The sequence below is a fragment of the Janthinobacterium rivuli genome (assembly GCF_009208735.1).
Taxonomy (GTDB): domain Bacteria; phylum Pseudomonadota; class Gammaproteobacteria; order Burkholderiales; family Burkholderiaceae_D; genus Janthinobacterium.
Window position 1 is genome coordinate 117,758 of record NZ_WFLJ01000012.1, and the last position, 18,100, is coordinate 135,857.

The following is an 18,100-nucleotide window of genomic DNA, read 5'->3' on the forward strand; positions in this document are numbered from 1 at the left end:
GATCATGAAAAAATCACCGCTGCTTAATATTGCGCTGTCGCAAATGATCGCTTCGCTCGGCCATGGCGACATGCTCGTCATCGGCGACGCGGGCTTGCCGTCGCAGCCGGGCGTGCCCCTGATCGACCTGGCCCTGACGCGCGGCATCCCCGGCTTCATCGACACCGTCAACACGGTATTGACTGAAATGCAGGTGGAATACCATCTGCTCGCCAGCGAGTTGCCGCAGCATAATCCGGCCATGGCGGCGCAGGTGGCGGCCCTGGCCGTGCCCGATGCGCGCCAGGTGACGCACGACGAGTTCAAGCAATTGAGCAAGGGCGCGCGCGCCATCGTGCGCACGGGCGAGTGCAGTCCGTACGCCAACATCATTTTGGTGGCCGGCGTCGTGTTCTAGCGCAAATAAACGCGAAATAGTTTGCCAAAAACATCAACGCACTTGTCCTCACTGAAATAATTATCCATCGGCAAAAGGGGCGGCTACAATAGCCTTACCCCTGCCAGCTCGGCAGCTTCCTGTGGTGTTCCGCCATGCCGATGAAAGCCCCCGACGCTTTCCGCCTTGTCTTGCCGCCCGCCGGCAGGCTGGCGCGCGCCTGGCGCGGCATTTTCTTCCTGCTGCTGTGCCTAGCCACACCAGCCCGGGCGCTGGAACCCGTTACCCTGCAACTCAATTTCACGCACCAGTTCCAGTTTGCCGGCTATTACGCGGCCATCGAGCAGGGCTATTACCGCGAAGCGGGGCTGGAAGTCAGGCTGGTCGAAGGCGGCGGCGCGCCGTTTGCCGAGGCGGCCGTGCTGGCGGGCCAGGCCGAGTATGGCGTGGGCAACAGCACCTTGTTGCTCAGCCGGATGGCGGGCAAGCCGCTGGTGGTGCTGGCCGTCGTGTTCCAGCATTCGCCCAGCGTGCTGCTGATGCGCCAGCAGGGCGGCGCGCCCGACGTGCGCAAGCTGGTGGGGGCGCCCGTGATGATAGGCGCGCCCGGCGATGCGGCCCTTGCCGCCGATGAAGTGTCGCTGTTCCTGGCGAAAATGGGCGTCGCGCCGCAGCAGATGCGCCACTTGCCGCCCAGCTACCGGGTCGAGGATTTGATCGATGGCAAGGTCGACGCGATTGCCGCGTATTCCACCAACGAGCCGGACTACCTGGACCGGGCCGGCTTTTCCTACTACCAGTTTACGCCGCGCACGGCCGGTATCGATTTCTACGGCGACAACCTGTTTACCAGCGAGCACGAGCTGCGCCGCCATCCCGAGCGCGTGAAGGCGTTCCGCGCGGCCAGCCTGCGCGGCTGGCAATACGCGATGGCGCACCGCGAGGAAATGGCGCGCGTGATCCATGCCAAATACAGCCAGCGCCATGACCACGCGCATCTGCTGTACGAGGCGCAGCAGATGGAATTGCTGCTGCAGCCCGTGCTGGTGGAGCTCGGCTACATGAATCCCCAGCGCTGGCAGCACATCGCCCACACGTATGCGGCCATGGGCGTGCTGCCGCGCAATGCCACGGACAGCCGCACCTACCAGGGTTTCCTGTATCGCCCCGTGCCGGGCGCCGACCTGGGCTGGCTGTACCTGTCGCTGGGCGTGGCGGGCAGCCTGCTGGCCGTGTCGGCCGCCTTTCACTTCAACAACCTGGCGCGCGAGCGCCGCCGCACCGAGGAAACCATCCGTCAAGGGGAATTGCGCTTTCGCACCATGTTCGAGGAAGCGCCCATGGGCATCGCCCTGATCGATACCCTGAGCGGACAGTTTCTCGACATCAATCCACGCTACCTGGCCATCAGCGGGCGCAGCCTGGAACACATGAAGCGCTCGAGCTGGATGGAGATCAGCCATCCCGACGACGTGGCCGGCGAGCAGGAACAGGTAGCGCAGCTGCTGGCGCGGCGCATGCAGGGTTTTCGCCACACCAAGCGCATCGTGCGGCCCGATGGCGGCGTGGTGTGGGTTGACGCTTCCGTGACGGCCATCGCCACGGCGCGCCATGGCGGGCCGCACCACCTGTGCATGCTGGAAGACGTGACGGACAAGCGGCAAACGGAAGCGCTGATCTGGCAGCAAGCCAATTTCGATACCCTTACGCAATTGCCGAACCGGCGCATGTTCCACGAGCGTTTGCGCCTGGCGCTGGCCCAGGGCCGGCGCGACAGCAGCCGCGTGGCCATCCTGTTCATCGACCTCGACCATTTCAAGGAAGTCAACGACACGCTGGGGCATCACCAGGGTGATATTCTGCTGATCGAGGCGGCGCGGCGCATCCGCGTGGGCGTGCGCGAGACGGACACGGTGGCGCGCCTGGGCGGCGATGAATTCACGGTGATCCTGTCCGACCTCGACGATCTGCAGCAAGTCGACCGCATCGCGCGGCAGATACTCGACGGCTTGCTGGCGCCGTTCCAGCTGGGACAAGAGCAGGCCTTCGTCTCGGCCTCGATCGGCATCACCCTGTATCCCGATGATGCGGGCACGATCGAGGAATTGCTCAAGCATGCGGACCAGGCCATGTATGTCTCGAAAGGGGCGGGACGCAACCGCTATAGCTACTTTACGCCGGCCATGCAGGTGGCGGCCGTCAACCGCATGCGCATGGGGGCGGACTTGCGCACGGCCCTGCGCGAACAGCAGATGCAGCTGCATTACCAGCCCATCGTCGAGCTGGACAGCGGCAAGCTTGTCAAGGCGGAAGCCTTGCTGCGCTGGCACCATCCGCAGCGGGGTCTGGTATGCCCGCCGGATTTTCTGGCGCTGGCCGAAAGCAGCGGCCTGATCGTGGAGATCGGCGACTGGGCGCTGCGCACGGCGGCCGCGCAACTGCTGCACTGGCGCGCGCACGGCCATGCCATCGGCTTGCCGGGACTGCAGCTGTGCCTGAATCAGTCGCCGCTGGAATTGCAGCGCGAAGTGGAGGCGCCCGGTACCTGGTTGCGCCAGCTGGCGGCGCTCGGTGTGCCGGCCTCGGCCATCGTGCTCGACATGCGTGAAGATGTACTTTTGCCTGCCGGCACCAGCATGGCGCCCCGCTTGCAGCACTTGCGCGAAGCGGGCCTGCAGATCGCCCTGGACGACTTCGGCAGCGGCCATGCCTCGCTGACGCAATTGCAGCAATGCGGCATCGATTACCTGAAGCTCGACGGCGTGCTGGTGCGCAAGCTGGCGCCCGGCGCCAGCGAACTGGTGCTGTGCGAAGCCATCGTCACCATGGCCCACAAGCTGGGCTTGCAGGTCATCGCCGAAGGGGTGGAGACCGCAGCGCAGCACGGTTTGCTGCTGGGCATAGGCTGTGATTTCGCGCAAGGCGAGCTGTTTGCGCCGCCGCTGACCAGCGAAGCGTTCGATGCGCTGCTGCACGCCCGGCGGCCCTTGCACCCTTGAAACAGGCGTGCCCTGCCACCAGATTTCCACTGGCCCTGCGGGACAGGGCTCCCGGACTGAACGGGCTTATACTCGACGGGCTGGCGCCTGCGCCCGGCATTGCTGTCACGGGTCCTGGACCTGGAGCGCAGGCATACCTTCTTCCATTCACTCAACTCGAGGTGACCTCATGGGCATTTTCAGCAATATCTACAACAAGATCTTCCACCATTCGTCCGACGCCGCACCGGCTGCCACGCCCGCTGCCGCTACCGACGCGCCGGCGGCGGCCGCACCGGCCGCTGCACCAGCGGCTGCCGTGCCCGTCGTGGACGTGGAAGTGGTGCTGGTCGACCTGGCCAGCAAGAACGCGGAAAAACTCAATTGGCGCACATCCATCGTCGACCTGATGAAACTGCTTCAACTCGACAGCAGCCTGGCTTCGCGCAAGGAACTGGCGCAGGAGCTGCATTTCACGGGCGACACCAATGATTCGGCCAGCATGAATATCTGGCTGCATCGCCAGGTGATGATCAAGCTGGCGGAAAACGGCGGCAAGGTGCCGGAAGAGCTGAAAAACTAAGAACTGAACACCTGGCGGCGGCAGGGGTATCCACTGTCACCGCTATCCAATCCTGTGGGAACTGCCTATCATGGAGTTCCCATGGCGTCATGATAGCTAAAACCAATTGAAACTATTGTGACAATCAATTTTGCTTATGGGTTAAAACCCCTTACACTAGAGTCTTACTGATTCACCACACGAGAGGAAATGACTATGTCGCTGATCAATACCCAAGTTAAACCATTCAAGGCAACCGCTTACCACAATGGCAAATTCGTCGACCTGACGGAAGCGTCGCTGAAAGGCAAGTGGTCGGTATTCGTCTTCTACCCAGCCGACTTCACCTTCGTTTGCCCAACCGAACTGGAAGATCTGGCCGATCACCACGCTGAATTCCAGAAACTGGGCGTCGATGTCTACGGTATCTCGACCGATACCCACTTCGCGCACAAAGCGTGGCACGACACCTCGGACGCGATCAAGAAAGTGCAATACGCACTGATCGGCGACCCAACCGGCGCCCTGTCGCGCAACTTCGAAGTCATGATCGAAGAAGAAGGGCTGGCACTGCGCGGTACCTTCGTCATCAATCCTGACGGCTTCATCAAAGTGCTGGAAGTGCATGACAACGGCATCGGCCGTGACGCAGCGGAACTGTTGCGCAAAGTCAAAGCCGCCCAGTACGTGGCGAACCACCCAGGCGAAGTATGCCCAGCCAAATGGACGGAAGGCGCAGCAACCCTGACCCCATCGCTGGACCTGGTTGGCAAGATCTAAGTCTTGAAGCCTTGCAACATCTAGCAGCAAACAAGTAGTTACCGCGATGCCGGACCGGGTGTCCGGCCCGGCATTCGCCTAAATATTTGTAGAAAAGGAAAAAATCATGTTAGACGCCACCCTCAAAACCCAACTGAAATCCTACTTGGAAAAAGTGGTGTATCCGCTTGAGTTGGTCGCTTCTCTCGATGACAGCGCAAAAGCCCGCGAGATGAAAGAATTGCTCCAGGAGATAGTCCTGTTGAGCGACAAGATCACGCTGGTCGAGCGCATGGACGCTGGCGTACGGACCCCGTCGTTCAGCATCAACCGCCCAGGCACCGATATCGGCGTGCGTTTCGCCGGTGTGCCGCTGGGCCATGAATTCACGTCGCTGGTACTGGCGCTGCTGCAAGTAGGCGGCCACACCATCAAGTTCGACGATGCCGTGATCGAGCAGATCCGCAACCTCGACGGCGATTACGAGTTTGAAACGTTTATTTCGCTCTCCTGCCATAACTGCCCGGAAGTGGTGCAGGCCTTGAATGCGATGGCGGTGATCAACCCGCGCATCAAGGTCACCACCATCGATGGCGGCGTGTTCCCGCAAGAAGTGGAAGCGCGCCAGATCATGGCCGTGCCGATGATGTTCCTGAACGGTGAACACTTTGGCCAGGGCCGCACGAATGTCGAGGAAATCCTCGCCAAGCTCGACACCAACGCCGGCGCCCGCCAGGCCGAGGCGCTGAACAAGAAAGACGTGTTCGACGTGCTGATCGTCGGCGGCGGCCCTGCCGGCGCGGCAGCGGCCATCTACGCGGCCCGCAAAGGCATCAAGACGGGCGTGCTGGCCGAGCGTTTTGGCGGCCAGGTGCTCGATACCCTGGCGATTGAAAACTTTATCTCGGTCAAGGAAACGGATGGTCCGAAGTTCGCCGTGGCGCTGGAGCAGCACGTCAAGGAATACGACGTCGACATCATGAACACCCAGCGCGCCGCGAAATTGACGCCGGGTAAATTGGTGCAGATCGAAACGGCGAATGGCGCGATCCTGAAAGCCAAGACCGTCATCCTGGCCACCGGCGCCCGCTGGCGCGAAATCAACGTGCCGGGCGAGAAGGAATACCGCAACCACGGTGTCGCCTACTGCCCGCACTGCGATGGCCCGCTGTTCAAGGGCAAGCGCGTGGCCGTGATCGGCGGCGGCAACTCGGGCGTGGAAGCGGCGATCGACCTGGCCGGCCTGGTGAAGCACGTGACCCTGATCGAATTCGGCGCGGAATTGCGCGCCGACGCGGTGCTGCAGCGCAAGCTGCACAGCCTGCCTAACGTGACCGTGATCACCTCGGCGCAAACCACCGAGATTCACGGCGACGGCAAGATCGTCAATGGCCTGAGCTACACGGACCGGGTCAGCGGCGAATCGAAGAAGGTCGAGCTGGAAGGCGTCTTCGTGCAGATCGGCCTGGTGCCGAATACGGAGTGGCTGAAAGGCACGGTCGCCTTGTCGCGCCACGGCGAAATCGAAGTCGACGCCCGCGGCCAGACCTCGATCCCGGGCGTGTTCGCGGCCGGCGACGTCACCACGGTGCCGTACAAGCAGATCATCATCGCCACCGGCGAAGGCGCCAAGGCAGCCCTGTCCGCCTTTGACCACCTGATCCGCTCGGACGACGAGGAAGTGGTCGATGAAGCGGCAGCGAAAGAAGCGCTGACGGCGTAAGTTGTCCCGCCGAAAAAAAACCGGAACGCCGCAAGGTGGTTCCGGTTTTTTTATGCGTGGAGCAAATCAGCTGCCCGCGTACAGGGGATTGCTGGCCACATACACTTGAATGCCATCGACGGGCATGTCCTTTGGCGCGATGTCGGCCAGGGCGAAGACGGTCTTGTTGTTGAAGGTTTGCACGTGCCACGTAAAACGCTGGCCGGCGCGCGCGATGGTGACGGTTTCGCCGCGCGTGACGTTGATGTGGCGCGTATCGGCCTGCAGTTCGATGCTGCGCTGGGCGGCGCCGTGGTGCGCCGGCGTGCCATAGTCGTCGGCCGTGCCCGTGGGGCCGGCGGCGCTGGCCGAGGTGGCAAGGATGGCGCACAGGATGGCCAGGGCGCTGCGGTGGGTGTTCAACATAATTTCTCCAAGAATAAGCCTGGCGCGGTGAATAAGCGCGCCGTGTTATGGGTAGTGGCTGCACCGGGATCGCCGGATTTTGCAACACGGCATCGTAAGCTGTCCTTGGTCGATCTGCAAAGCTGTATTTCCCGTCTATATTTCTACCGTCGCCGCCAGCGGCACGTCCGGCGCCAGATGGCTGGTGAGTACGATGCATTGGCGCGCCAGGCGTGACGGCTCGGCCAGACGCTGGCGCAAGTACGCCATGGCGGATGCGTCGAGGCCGTTGAATGGCTCGTCGATCAGCAACAGGCGCACGGGCAAGGCCAGGGCCAGCGCCAGTTGCAGTTTTTTATGCTGGCCCAGGGACAGGGCGTTGATGCTTTGCTGCAAGGTCGACGTCATGGCAAACGCTTCCAGTTCGTCATTCAGCAGGGACTGGTCGCTGCCCGGGTACAGGGCCAGGTGCAGGTCGAGAAACTCGTGCACTTGCAGCCAGGGCAGGGCGGGAGCGTCGCCGCCGCAATAGAAGGCTTGCGCGCGGTAGGCCAGCGGCATGGCGCCGCTGTCGACGTCATCGAGACGGATGGCGCCGCGCGCCGGCAGCAGGGCGCCGCCCGCCAGTTTCAGCAGCGTCGTCTTGCCGGCCCCGTTCGCGCCGCGCAGCCAGGTGATGCCGGGACCGAATTGCAGATTGCAGCCCTGGAAGACGCTGTGCGTGGCAAAGTGAAAATCGAGGTGCTCGATATGCAGCACGGGAGTAGGCAGCTTCAATTCCATAATTCGCTTCCGATGGCGCTCAAGGCAAGGATGGAGAAAACGACGAGGGCGACGCGGCCGCGCGCCGTCAGGCGGGGCAGGCCGACGATGGCCAGCAGGGCCGCGCCGGCCGTGAGGGCGTACACCTTGGTCACGCGCTGCTGCAAGGCGGCGGGATCGATGGCGTACAGCAAGACGCCGGCGCCCAGCAGCACGGCAAAGGCGGGCAGCAGGCTGGCGGCGCAGGCCAGGCGCGTCAGGGCCGTGCCGGCCAGCGGCCAGGCGTTCAATGCGGGGCGCAGCAAGCCGAGCTGCTCGCGCACGGCCTTGTCGCCCCGGTCCGTCACAATGACCAGGCTGGCGCTGGCCAGTAAACCGAGCAGCGGCGCGGGCACGAGCGGTGCGCGCAGCAGCCAGGCCAGCATGGTGGCGCCAGCCGTGGCCAGCAGCACGCTTTGCTGCAGGCCGATCACATTGTCGTTGCGCCAGAACGGCAGCCAGAACAGCTGGCGCCACAGGAACAGGGTAGTCCAGCGGGGCCGTTGCGGCACGTATGTCGTCATCGTGGGCAGGCGCGCTCCTTGTGCGGGGCGCGGCGCGCGCAGCCGCTGCGCCACGATCAGCGTCGTCAGCAGCCAGGCCAGCAGCCAGACGGCGAGGGTGGCGGCCATGCCGGGCGCGGCAATCGGGCGCAGCCAGGGTGGCGACTGCAGCAGCCAGACAGTGGCCGAGACGGCATAGGCGAGGCCCAGCGGCAGCATCAGCAGGCCGGCCACGGCGACATCGGCTTGCCGGCGCAGGCGCGGCGGCAAGGGCAGCTGGCGCAGCCAGGCGGCGACAGGGGCTGGCAACAGGCGCTTGCGCAGCAGCCAGGCGGGCAGGCAGCTGAGCAAGGCTTGCCCGCCCAGGAGGCCCAGCGCGGCGGGCCAGGGCAGGCTCATGGCGAGAAAGCCAGGCAGGGCGATGACGCTGAGCAATCCGAGCAGGACGGGACCGGCCAGGAATACGAGGATTTCCATGGAGCTGGCCAGGCTGGCGGCAAATTGCAGTAACGCATGATGGGCCAGGCGCAAGCGCAGGGCGAGGTAGGGGGAAAGACTGCGGGGCAGGCGCATCAGGCAGGAGCGGAGTCAGGGTAGCGCTGATTCTAACAGCCGGGGTCAGACCCCCGGATAAGTTAGCGTTGAGCTTGACGTTGGCGGTGTTGAGGGTCTGACCCCAGAATGGGAAAAGCCCTTCGGTTCAGAGAACCAAAGGGCTTTTCTTTTATTGGCGGAGCGGACGGGACTCGAACCCGCGACCCCCGACGTGACAGGCCGGTATTCTAACCAACTGAACTACCACTCCAAGCTCGTATGATCTGTGTTGCTGATCCATGAAGCACTGGATAATTTTCTGTATTGGTGGTGGGTGCTGAGAGGCTCGAACTCCCGACCTACGCCTTGTAAGGGCGCCGCTCTACCAACTGAGCTAAGCACCCGCATACCCAGAAAACTATCCCGACGTTTGTCACCACGTCTGGAAGAGGCACTATTATAGGGGGCGCTTTCCCGCTTGTGCAACTATTCTTGTGGGATAAAAGCATTTTTTTGCTGAAAAGCGCAAAAATATTCCTGGAAGGGCGTCGTGACGTGTTTTTGGCTTCTGAAATGGGAAAAGCCCTTCGGTTCAGAGAACCAAAGGGCTTTTCTTTTATTGGCGGAGCGGACGGGACTCGAACCCGCGACCCCCGACGTGACAGGCCGGTATTCTAACCAACTGAACTACCACTCCAAGCTCGTATGATCTGTATTGCTGATCCATGAAGCACTGGACAGTTTTCTGATTTGGTGGGTGCTGAGAGGCTCGAACTCCCGACCTACGCCTTGTAAGGGCGCCGCTCTACCAACTGAGCTAAGCACCCGTTGCTTGTCTCAGAAAACTATCCCGACGTTTGTCACCACGTCTGGAAGAGGCGCTATTATAGGACGGACAAAATCCTTCTGCAAGCGCTTTTTTCACTTTACTCCGTAATGTCCCACTGCGACAGCATCCACGCCATATTGAACGCATTCTCGGCGATGGCGTCGTAGCGGCCCGATGCGCCGCCGTGGCCGGCGCCCATATTCGTTTTCAGCAGCAGCGGATTGCCGTCCGTTTTATACGCGCGCAGCTTGGCCACATATTTTGCCGGTTCCCAGTACATGACCTGGCTGTCGTTCAGGCCCGTCGTCACCAGCATGGCCGGATAATTCTTGCGCGCAATGTTGTCGTAGGGCGAGTAGCTGAGCATGTAGTCGTAGGGCGCTTTCTGGTTCGGGTCGCCCCATTCCAGGTACTCGCCCGTCGTCAGGGGCAGGCTGGCGTCCATCATGGTGTTCATCACGTCGACAAACGGCACGGCCGCGTGCACGGCGTGGAACAGGTCGGGGCGCATGTTGACGACGGCGCCCATCAGCAAGCCGCCCGCGCTGCCGCCCTGGATGATGAGGCGGTTCGGGCTGGTCCATTTTTCGCGCACCAGGTAGTCGGCGCTGTCGATGAAGTCATTGAAGGTGTTTTTCTTCTTCATCAGCATGCCGTCTTCATGCCAGGCTTCGCCCATGTCGGTGCCGCCGCGGATATGCGCCTGCGCATAGATGACGCCCCGCTCCAGCAGGCTGATGCGGGCCAGGCCAAAGTTCGCCTCCGTCGAGATGCCATACGAGCCGTACGAGTACAGCAGCAGCGGCGCGGAACCGTCGAGCTTGACGCCCTTCTTGTAGACGATCCACAGCGGCACTTGCACGCCATCGCGCGCCGTCACCCACAATCGCTGCGTCGTGTAGCGGCTGCCATCGAAGCCGCCGACGATTTCCTGCTGTTTCAGCACCGTGCGCTTGCCATCCGCCATGGCCACGTCGATGACGGTGGGCGGCGTGACGGGCGACTGGTAGGACATGCGAAATTGCGTGGCGGAAAATTCCGGCGTGCCGGCCGACGTGGCCAGGTAGACGGGGTCGTCGAACTGCACCGTCTTCCAGTTCTTGTGCGCGAAATCAAGGATGCGCGCGCGATTCAGGGCGCGCGCCTTTTCCATCACCACCAGATAGCCCTGGAAGACGTCGATGGACTGGATCACGGCATCCTTGTTGTGTGGCACGACGGGTTTCCAGTGTTTCGGCTGTGGCGCGGACAGCGGCGCGCTGACGACACGGAAATTCTTCGCATCCTTGTTGGTCAGGATGTACAACTGGCCGTCGCGGTGCTCGATGCCGTAGCGATGGCCTTTTTCGCGTTTCAGCACGCTCTGGAAATTGCCTTGCGGCTGGCTCGTCGGCAGCAGCAGCACTTCGCTCGTGTCCGTGCTGCGCGCGGTGAGCACAAAGTAGCGATGATCGCGCGTGCGGCTCACGCCGATGGCGAACTGTTCCACCGGCTCGTGGTAGACCTGTTGCAAGGTGCCGCCCAGCGGCAGGCGGAACAAGCGGTCCGCGCGCTTGGTGGTGGCGTCTTCCTGCGTCAGCATCAGGGTGGCGTTGTCCGCCGCCCAGGCCAGGGAAGTCACGCGCGGCATGGTATCGCCCAGCAACTTGCCCGTCTTCAAATCCTTGACATGCAGCTCGTACTGGCGGAAACCCGTCGTGTCGGTGGTGTAGGCCAGCAACTGTTCATTCGGGCTGACGGCAAAGGCGCGCACGGCAAAAAATTTGTGGCCTTCGGCCAATTGATTCTGGTCCAGCAGGATTTCCTCGACCGCCTGCGCATCGTAGGCGCCGTTCGCGCCGACGGGGCGGCGGCAGTGAATCGGGTATTGCTTGCCCGCTTCCATGCGCGTGTAATAGTAAAAATTGCCCTGGCGCGCAGGCACGGACAAGTCCACTTCCTGCATGCGGCCCTTGATCTCCGCAGTCAGCTTGTCGGCCAGCGGCTGGATCGGGGCCGTGACGGCGGCCGTGTAGGCGTTTTCCGCATTCAGATAATCGATCACGGCAGGATCGGTTTTCTTTTGCAGCCAGCGGTAATCGTCCGTGACAATGGTGCCGTGGCGCGTTTCCTGCCAGGCTGTCTTGGCGGCGACAGGCGCGGCGGCCGTGGCGATGGTGGCGGCGGCGTCGGCGGCCAGCGCGGATGGCGCCAAGGTGGACAGCAGCAGGGCCGGCAAGATGGATGACCAGACGGACCGGCGGCGCGCAGCGTGATGAGCGATAGACAAGGCGACTCCTTTGAATAGTTATGTCAGGATTGTAATCTTGCTATTGAGAAAAGCAACCGCCGGCTCCTGCGTTTCAACTTGCATCCACGGGCATTTCCAGCGATACTGTATATAACTACAGTATCTCGCCGCGAGGTGTCCTTGACCACATCTGCCTCCCCCCTTCCCGAGCCGCCCGCGGCCCGCCGCTGGATAGCCCACCTGGACATGGACGCCTTCTTTGCCTCCGTGGAACTGTTGAAGTATCCGGAATTGCGCGGCGAAGCCGTCGTCATCGGCGGCGGGCGCCTGCAGCAGCCCGTGCTGCAGGAAGATGGCACGCGGCAGTTTGCGCGCATGCGCGACTACGTGGGGCGTGGCGTCGTCACCACGTCGACGTATGCGGCGCGCGCGTTTGGCGTGTTTTCCGCCATGGGCATCATGAAGGCGGCGAAACTGGCGCCCGACAGCATCCTGCTGCCAGCCGACTTCGAGGCCTACCGCGAGTATTCGGCGCGCTTCAAGCAAGCCGTGGCCCAGCTGTGCCCGATCATCCAGAACGTGGGCATCGATGAAATCTATGTCGACCTCACCGAATACGGCGAGCAGGCGCCGGCCATGGCGGCGCGCCTGAAGGCGGCCGTGTTCGAGGCGACGGGGCTGTCGTGCTCGATTGGCCTGGCGCCCAACAAATTGCTGGCAAAAATCTGTTCCGACCTGGAAAAACCCGACGGACTCACCATCTTGTCGCCCGAGGATATCGAAACAAGGGTCTGGCCCTTGCCGGCGAAAAAGATCAACGGCATCGGCCCGAAGGCGACGGCCAAGCTGGAAAGCCTGGGCATAGTCACCATCGGCGAGCTGGCGCGGGCCGACATGGCCATGCTGCGCACGCAGTTTGGCGACCTGTACACGGGCTGGCTGCGCCAGGCGGCGCTGGGCATCGATGAGCGGCCCGTGCAGACGAGCCGGGAAACCAAGTCCGTCAGCCGCGAAACGACGTTCGAGCGCGACTTGCAGGTGGTGCGCGACCGCGCCACCCTGTCGGAAAAGCTGGAAAGCCTGTGCACGCGCGTGGCGGGCGACCTGGATAAACAGTCGCTGGCGGGGCGCACGGTGGGCATCAAGCTGCGTTTCGAGGATTTCAGCACCGTCACGCGCGACATCACCTTGCCCAGCGCCACGTCGGACGCCGCCGCCATCCTGCGGGCCAGCCGCGATTGCTTGCGGCGCGTGCCATTTGAAAAGAAAATCCGCCTGCTGGGCGTGCGCATCTCGACCTTGTCCGATCCGGCCGTCGTGACGCGGCAGGCGCCAGCCCAGGCGGAGCTGTTTCCCGCCCTGTAGCAGCATTCCCGACGCATCAACAACACCGCGCCAGTCCGCGCTTTTGACGGCATTCCCGTGTCGAAAGTGTAGAATGGCGTTCCCCTGGCACTACTGAAACAAACGGAAGACAAAAACTATGTGGTTCAAGAATCTTCAGATTTACCGCCTGCCCGCACCGTGGGCTTATACGCCAGAACAACTGGAAGAGGCCTTGTCCTCGAACAAATTTACGCCGGCGACCAGCATGGATCTGATGCGCCAGGGCTGGGATACGCCACGCCCGAACGGCGGCCTGGTCCACGTGGTCAACAAACAGATGCTGATCTTGCTGGGCACGGAAAAGAAACTGTTGCCAGCGACCGTCATCAACCAGGTGGCCAAGGCCCGCGCCGCCGAGATGGAAGAAGCGCAAGGCTTCGCGCCCGGCAAGAAAGCCATGAAAGAATTGAAGGAACGCGTGGCCGACGAGCTGCTGCCGCGCGCCTTCAGCATCCGCAGCAACGTCTGGACGTGGATCGACCCCGTCAATGGCTGGCTGGTGGTCGATGCCGCCAGCCCGGCGAAAGCCGATGAAGTCATCAAGCTGCTGTTGAAAGCCGTGGACAAGCTGCCGCTGGAAAGCCTGCGCGTGCAGCGCTCGCCCGTGGCGGTGATGACGGAATGGCTGCAAGCCGACGACGCGCCTGCCGGCTTCACGGTCGACATGGATACGGAATTGCGCGCCACGGGCGAGAGCAAGGCCACCGTGCGCTACGTGCGCCATACCCTGGAAGCGGACGACGTGCGCCGCCATATCGCCGCCGGCAAGCAGTGCACGCGCCTGGCCATGACGTGGAACGACAAGATCTCGTTCGTGTTGACGGAATCGCTGGCCATCAAGAGCGTCAAGCCGCTGGACGTGATCAAGGAAACGGAATCGAGCACGAAGAACGACGAAGAACGTTTCGACGGCGACGTGATGCTGATGACGGGCGAGCTGAGCAAGTTGATGGCCGACGTGGTCGAAGCCCTCGGTGGCGAGGCGACGGCATAACAGCCGCCATGCCGGTACGAAAAAGGAGCTGACGCTCCTTTTTTTTCGCCCCTCGCCTGGCATGACGGGCCTTGGACGAAAAAAACGGCCTTGCGTTTGCAAGGCCCTTGGGCGGCTCAGCCTACGTTGACGAGGTCAACTTAGAACTTGTACTGGGCCGTGAAGTAGAACGAACGCATCATTGGATCGGCGTAGCGTGGATCGTAGCCAACTTGGTGACCACGCGAGCTGCGCAGCGACAGCGGCGGTTCGCGGTCAAACAGGTTTTTGATACCTGCGCGCAAGGTCACTGCTTTGCTGTACGCATAGCGGCCCTGGAAGTCAACCGTCGTGTACGAAGGCACGTGCAGACGGATATTTTCCTTCGTACTGGTGGCCAGGTTGACCACTTCGGCCGAAGCGTCGGTATAGCCATTACGGTAGCTCACGATGACCGTGTTGGTCAGCTTGCCCGATTCCAGGCTCATGTTGAGCTTCATCAGGTTACGGAACGTCACGGCATCGGAAATGCCGTAGAAGTTCATGTTGTTGGTCCACTGATCCTTGGTGCCTGGTACGGTGTAGTCGGCCTTGAGCATATGGGTGCCGCTCAGGTTAGCCGTGAAGTTACCGATATCAAACTTCTTGCGTGCCGTCATGTCCCAGTCGATACCGCGGTTGTGTGTCTGGCCGATGTTCATCGACAGCGACTTGAACGCAAAGTACGACTTGCCGGTCGTCGGTTCGATATAGGTGCCGAACAGGTCGCGGTACATGCCTGGGTTGTTGAACGCTTGCGCTTCGCTCACGGCCGAAACCGCGTCGGTGATTTTCACGTCCCACAGGTCGGCGCCGAACGAGAATGCCGAGCTAGGCTCGATACGGAAACCGACGGTGAACTGTTTCGATTTTTCCGGCTTCAGGTTTTCGTTACCGCCAGACATTTTATTGTACTGGGTGTTAGGCGCACGGCACAGCGCATCGCCTGGGAATGGGCAATTCCAGTTAGTACCGGTAAAGCCGTTGTTGACCAGAGGCTGACCAATGCTCAGCATGTCCGGAGCCTTGAAGCCGGTGCCGTAGGAGCCGCGCAGCAGTACTTGCTGTATCGGCTGCCAGCGTGCCGTGACCTTGTAGGTATTGGCATTGGCATCCTTGCCGATGGTCTTGTTGATGACGCCATTGTCGATCGCCGACACGGAGTCATAGCGGCCAGCCAGACTCACTTCTACCGTTTTGGTGATCGGAGCCAGCAATTCGGCGAAGACGCCGTAGGTTGAACGGCTCAGGTCATAGCGTGGCGAGGTGTTGAAGCCGTAGATGGTGCTGGTGTTTGCACCTGCGTCTGGCGTCTGGCCGTAGTTGTACTCGCGGTAGTCGGCGCCGATACCGATGTTGGCTTTGCCGCCTGGCAAGGTGAACAGTTCACGGGAACCGTGCGCATCGATACCGCGCATGGTGGTCGATGCCGTGCGGATCGAGCCGTTGAATTGCGAATTGTTGATCAGCGCTTGCATTTCCGGCGATGGCGTGCCGGCGGGCACGAACGGGTTGAACGCCGGATTTTTCAGCAGGGCCTTCATATCGGCCGTTTTCGCATAGCCACCGATGTAGCGTTCATCGATGGAATTTTGCGACCAGGTCAGGCCCGCATCGATGTTCCACGCGCCAATTTCGCCTTCGACGCCGACGACGAAGTGCTTGGTCTCGGTGATGGTGTTGGAGTCGCGGGTACCCCAGTCGCTCATGCGATAGTTGGCTGACACGGAGGTGATGTCCTTGACCTGCTCTGGTGTCAGGTAAGGCAGGACATACTTGTTGTACTGCGCACCGTTAAGCGCAATCGGGATTGCCACCGGATTGGCCGAGATGCGCGCGGTCAGGTCATAACGCGAGTAGGCGACTTCGGCAAACGCATTCAGCGAATCGTTGAGTTTGTAGGTGGCGCGGGTAAACAGGCTGTCGCGCTTCGATTCAGGCACGATTTCAACCGTCGAACCGCCATCGTAGCCGCAAGCCAGCTTATTGGCTGCCAGTGGGGCATTGGTCACGGCGCCACAATTATTATTCTTCGCCAGGTAGGGATTGAAGAGGTAATCGTCCTTGCCTTTGACGGACACGGTGGCGTTGGCCGGTGCCGTGCCTATGGCGGTCTTGTCGAAGACATATTGTTTGCCGTTATGGCTCACTGGAATACGCGACGAACGGGCGAACGTGCGGTCGGTGGCGCGCAAGTTCGATTGCTCGTCATGGCGGTACGATACCAGCACGTTGAAACGGTCTTCGTCGATGTCGCCGACGCCATAGGTCACGCTGGTGTTCCAGGCGTTGCCGCCCTTGTCTTCCGGACCGCCATAGGTGGCTTCCAGGGAGCCGCCTTGCTGGTTCTTCTTCAGAATGAAGTTGATCACGCCGGCGATGGCGTCCGAGCCGTACAGGGCCGAAGCGCCGTCGGTCAGCACTTCGACGCGTTCAACGGCGCTCATAGGAATGGCGTTCAGGTTGACGGAAGTGCCCGAGCCTTGTGGCGCGATGCGGCGGCCGTTCAGCAGGACCAGGGTGTAGTCTTCGCCGATGTCGTGGATCGACGCGCTGGTGCGGCCGCCCGAATTGGTGCCAGCTGCGGCGGCACCGACGGTAAAGCCTTGCATGGCGGGCAGGGCCTGGAGCAGGTCGGCGACCGTGGTGGCGCCCGTTTTGGCGATTGCTTCTTGCGTCAGGCGCTGCACTGGCAGTGCGCCTTCGACAGCGATACGCTTGATACTCGAACCGGTAATTTCAACTTTTTGAATTGCTTCATCCGCCATGGATTGGCCAGAGAACAAGACGCTACCTGCCAGAACGGTCAGGGCCAGGCGTACGCTGCGCACGCCAATTTTTTCTTTTAATGCCATTGTAACAATTACTCCGTAGTAGTTTTAATAACGACAAGCGGCACGCGAGCACCGTTTAGGCCATCGGATAGATGACCTGCGGTGCTCGTGTACGGTAGGTGGAACCACGTCGGTGGGAGGTGGAAGACTACTTGGTGCAATATTGTTATAAATGCACTTATAACTTGTCGAGGCGAACATTATGTCGTCTCAGCAAGGAAAAATGCATATCAACCGTGTTGGATTTGGCAATAAATTATGGATACAGAAGAATATTTAACTTAATTGTTAAATCACAGTTTTATATTTAACAATATCAGTGTTTTTAAAAATGATCAATGGCGTTTTTTTACAACACAAAATTATTATATTGGCAATTTGATGTTTTACCTACAATAATTCGACGAAAGCTATGGTTTTGCAGAATTTGTGAAAAGTGAAAAAACGTAAAAAAAGCCCGTTGAAAACGGGCTGTTTGAATTGTGACAGCGTGTCAGGCGGAGCGTTTGACGGTCTGCCTGACGCGGCCTGTCCGGCATAGGCTTACAAGGGCTGGAACACGCCGGCGGCGCGGTTCTTTTGCACATTGTCCCAGGCGAAGATCTGGCCATTCATGGCCACATATACGCCCGCTGGCAAGGTTTGCGCCACGCCGCAGGCAAAGCCCAGGTTGAACAGGGCATCGGAGTTGTCGATTTCGTAGGGAATCATGGCGCCCGTCAAAATGACCGTTTGCTGCAGGTTCGCCGCGCCCAGCACCTGCGCCGTTTCGCGCATGGTGTCGGTGCCGTGGATGATGACGATGGCTTTTTCCTGTGCCGCGCGGCACGAGGCCAGCACGCGCTGGCGGTCCGCATCCTGCATGTCGAGCGAATCGAGCAGGGGCAATTGCTCCAGCGCCACGGGCGCCGTCATGCGCGCGCGGGCAATCGCTGCCGGCAAATGACTGTCGGAAAAGCCCAGGGTACCGTTCAATTCGTTGTAGTGTTTGTCGAAAGTGCCGCCAGTGGCGAGTATGCGCAAAGTCATGATGTGGTCACGATGTCAGTGGAGAATGACGCGCATGATAGCGTGGATTGGCAGCGTTGCGTGAATGCCGCCGCAGATGGGGCAGCGTGCCTGCCACCCCGCTACCGCGCCGCATCTGGAAAATTTGGCCATCTGTGAGTACACTGGTTTCTTTGTTTGC

The 18,100-nt window shown here is 61.2% G+C and carries 13 protein-coding genes and 4 tRNA genes; 7 read left to right on the plus strand and 10 right to left on the minus strand.

The genetic code is table 11. From position 1 onward, the window contains the following. Positions 1 to 4: 4 nt before the first annotated feature. From rbsD to ahpF, 5 genes are all read left to right on the plus strand, one after another. The gene (gene rbsD / locus GCN78_RS17525) at positions 5 to 397 is read left to right on the plus strand and encodes a D-ribose pyranase (protein ID WP_152252824.1); all 393 of its coding nucleotides are present in this window, start codon (positions 5 to 7) and stop codon (positions 395 to 397) included. Positions 398 to 531: 134 nt separating this feature from the next. Then, a complete protein-coding gene (locus GCN78_RS17530; RefSeq protein ID WP_226939687.1) occupies positions 532 to 3,375 on the plus strand; it encodes an EAL domain-containing protein in 2,844 nt (947 codons plus the stop codon). Between the two features lie 169 nt (positions 3,376 to 3,544). Further along, positions 3,545 to 3,937: a DUF3597 domain-containing protein gene (locus GCN78_RS17535; protein ID WP_099666109.1), complete on the plus strand. Its 393-nt coding sequence runs from the start codon at positions 3,545 to 3,547 to the stop codon at positions 3,935 to 3,937. Between the two features lie 195 nt (positions 3,938 to 4,132). Next, positions 4,133 to 4,696, plus strand: a complete 564-nt coding sequence (gene ahpC, locus GCN78_RS17540) for an alkyl hydroperoxide reductase subunit C (protein WP_077398190.1) — start codon at positions 4,133 to 4,135, stop codon at positions 4,694 to 4,696. A gap of 106 nt (positions 4,697 to 4,802) precedes the next feature. After that, positions 4,803 to 6,398: an alkyl hydroperoxide reductase subunit F gene (gene ahpF, locus GCN78_RS17545; RefSeq protein ID WP_152252825.1), complete on the plus strand. Its 1,596-nt coding sequence runs from the start codon at positions 4,803 to 4,805 to the stop codon at positions 6,396 to 6,398. A gap of 66 nt (positions 6,399 to 6,464) precedes the next feature. On the opposite strand, the gene GCN78_RS17550 is transcribed toward ahpF, so the two are convergent. The 8 genes from GCN78_RS17550 to GCN78_RS17585 form a co-directional block, all read right to left on the minus strand. After that, positions 6,465 to 6,803: a CzcE family metal-binding protein gene (locus GCN78_RS17550; protein WP_152252826.1), complete on the minus strand. Its 339-nt coding sequence runs from the start codon at positions 6,801 to 6,803 to the stop codon at positions 6,465 to 6,467. A 135-nt stretch (positions 6,804 to 6,938) separates the two neighbouring features. Beyond that, positions 6,939 to 7,565: an ABC transporter ATP-binding protein gene (locus GCN78_RS17555; RefSeq protein ID WP_152252827.1), complete on the minus strand. Its 627-nt coding sequence runs from the start codon at positions 7,563 to 7,565 to the stop codon at positions 6,939 to 6,941. Beyond that, entirely contained in the window at positions 7,556 to 8,659 is a 1,104-nt protein-coding gene (locus tag GCN78_RS17560) for a hypothetical protein (RefSeq protein ID WP_226939688.1), read from the minus strand. The genes GCN78_RS17555 and GCN78_RS17560 overlap by 10 nt, the downstream gene beginning before the upstream one ends. A 155-nt stretch (positions 8,660 to 8,814) precedes the next feature. Then, positions 8,815 to 8,891, minus strand: a tRNA-Asp gene (locus GCN78_RS17565). 57 nt (positions 8,892 to 8,948) lie between these two features. Beyond that, a tRNA-Val gene (locus tag GCN78_RS17570) sits at positions 8,949 to 9,024 on the minus strand. 216 nt (positions 9,025 to 9,240) lie between these two features. Next, a tRNA-Asp gene (locus GCN78_RS17575) sits at positions 9,241 to 9,317 on the minus strand. A 54-nt stretch (positions 9,318 to 9,371) separates the two neighbouring features. Beyond that, positions 9,372 to 9,447 (minus strand) — tRNA-Val (locus GCN78_RS17580). Positions 9,448 to 9,546: 99 nt separating this feature from the next. Further along, on the minus strand, positions 9,547 to 11,718 hold the full coding sequence (locus GCN78_RS17585; RefSeq protein ID WP_152252828.1) for a S9 family peptidase: 2,172 nt from the start codon (positions 11,716 to 11,718) through the stop codon (positions 9,547 to 9,549). Between the two features lie 141 nt (positions 11,719 to 11,859). Between GCN78_RS17585 and dinB the strand changes: the two genes are divergently transcribed. Further along, positions 11,860 to 13,044 carry a DNA polymerase IV gene (gene dinB, locus GCN78_RS17590; protein ID WP_226939689.1) on the plus strand — a complete coding sequence of 395 codons (1,185 nt, stop codon included), beginning with the start codon at positions 11,860 to 11,862 and terminating at the stop codon, positions 13,042 to 13,044. 118 nt (positions 13,045 to 13,162) lie between these two features. After that, complete coding sequence (locus tag GCN78_RS17595; RefSeq protein ID WP_034754435.1) at positions 13,163 to 14,059, plus strand: recombination-associated protein RdgC; 897 nt, start codon at positions 13,163 to 13,165, stop codon at positions 14,057 to 14,059. Between the two features lie 140 nt (positions 14,060 to 14,199). Here the strand turns inward: GCN78_RS17595 and GCN78_RS17600 are convergent, their stop codons facing one another. Together GCN78_RS17600 and GCN78_RS17605 are read right to left on the minus strand one after the other, a co-directional pair. After that, the gene (locus tag GCN78_RS17600; protein WP_226939690.1) at positions 14,200 to 16,845 is read right to left on the minus strand and encodes a TonB-dependent receptor; all 2,646 of its coding nucleotides are present in this window, start codon (positions 16,843 to 16,845) and stop codon (positions 14,200 to 14,202) included. Between the two features lie 609 nt (positions 16,846 to 17,454). Continuing rightward, positions 17,455 to 17,940: an asparaginase domain-containing protein gene (locus tag GCN78_RS17605; protein WP_034781194.1), complete on the minus strand. Its 486-nt coding sequence runs from the start codon at positions 17,938 to 17,940 to the stop codon at positions 17,455 to 17,457. Positions 17,941 to 18,100: the final 160 nt, after the last annotated feature.

Bases quoted from the DNA above. Each gene is read 5' to 3' on its own strand.
- rbsD (WP_152252824.1), top strand. From the start codon at position 5: ATGAAAAAATCACCGCTGCTTAATATTGCGCTGTCGCAAATGATCGCT.
- GCN78_RS17530 (WP_226939687.1), top strand. From the start codon at position 532: ATGCCGATGAAAGCCCCCGACGCTTTCCGCCTTGTCTTGCCGCCCGCC.
- GCN78_RS17535 (WP_099666109.1), top strand. From the start codon at position 3,545: ATGGGCATTTTCAGCAATATCTACAACAAGATCTTCCACCATTCGTCC.
- ahpC (WP_077398190.1), top strand. From the start codon at position 4,133: ATGTCGCTGATCAATACCCAAGTTAAACCATTCAAGGCAACCGCTTAC.
- ahpF (WP_152252825.1), top strand. From the start codon at position 4,803: ATGTTAGACGCCACCCTCAAAACCCAACTGAAATCCTACTTGGAAAAA.
- GCN78_RS17550 (WP_152252826.1), bottom strand. From the start codon at position 6,803: ATGTTGAACACCCACCGCAGCGCCCTGGCCATCCTGTGCGCCATCCTT.
- GCN78_RS17555 (WP_152252827.1), bottom strand. From the start codon at position 7,565: ATGGAATTGAAGCTGCCTACTCCCGTGCTGCATATCGAGCACCTCGAT.
- GCN78_RS17560 (WP_226939688.1), bottom strand. From the start codon at position 8,659: ATGCGCCTGCCCCGCAGTCTTTCCCCCTACCTCGCCCTGCGCTTGCGC.
- GCN78_RS17595 (WP_034754435.1), top strand. From the start codon at position 13,163: ATGTGGTTCAAGAATCTTCAGATTTACCGCCTGCCCGCACCGTGGGCT.
- GCN78_RS17600 (WP_226939690.1), bottom strand. From the start codon at position 16,845: ATGGCGGATGAAGCAATTCAAAAAGTTGAAATTACCGGTTCGAGTATC.
- GCN78_RS17605 (WP_034781194.1), bottom strand. From the start codon at position 17,940: ATGACTTTGCGCATACTCGCCACTGGCGGCACTTTCGACAAACACTAC.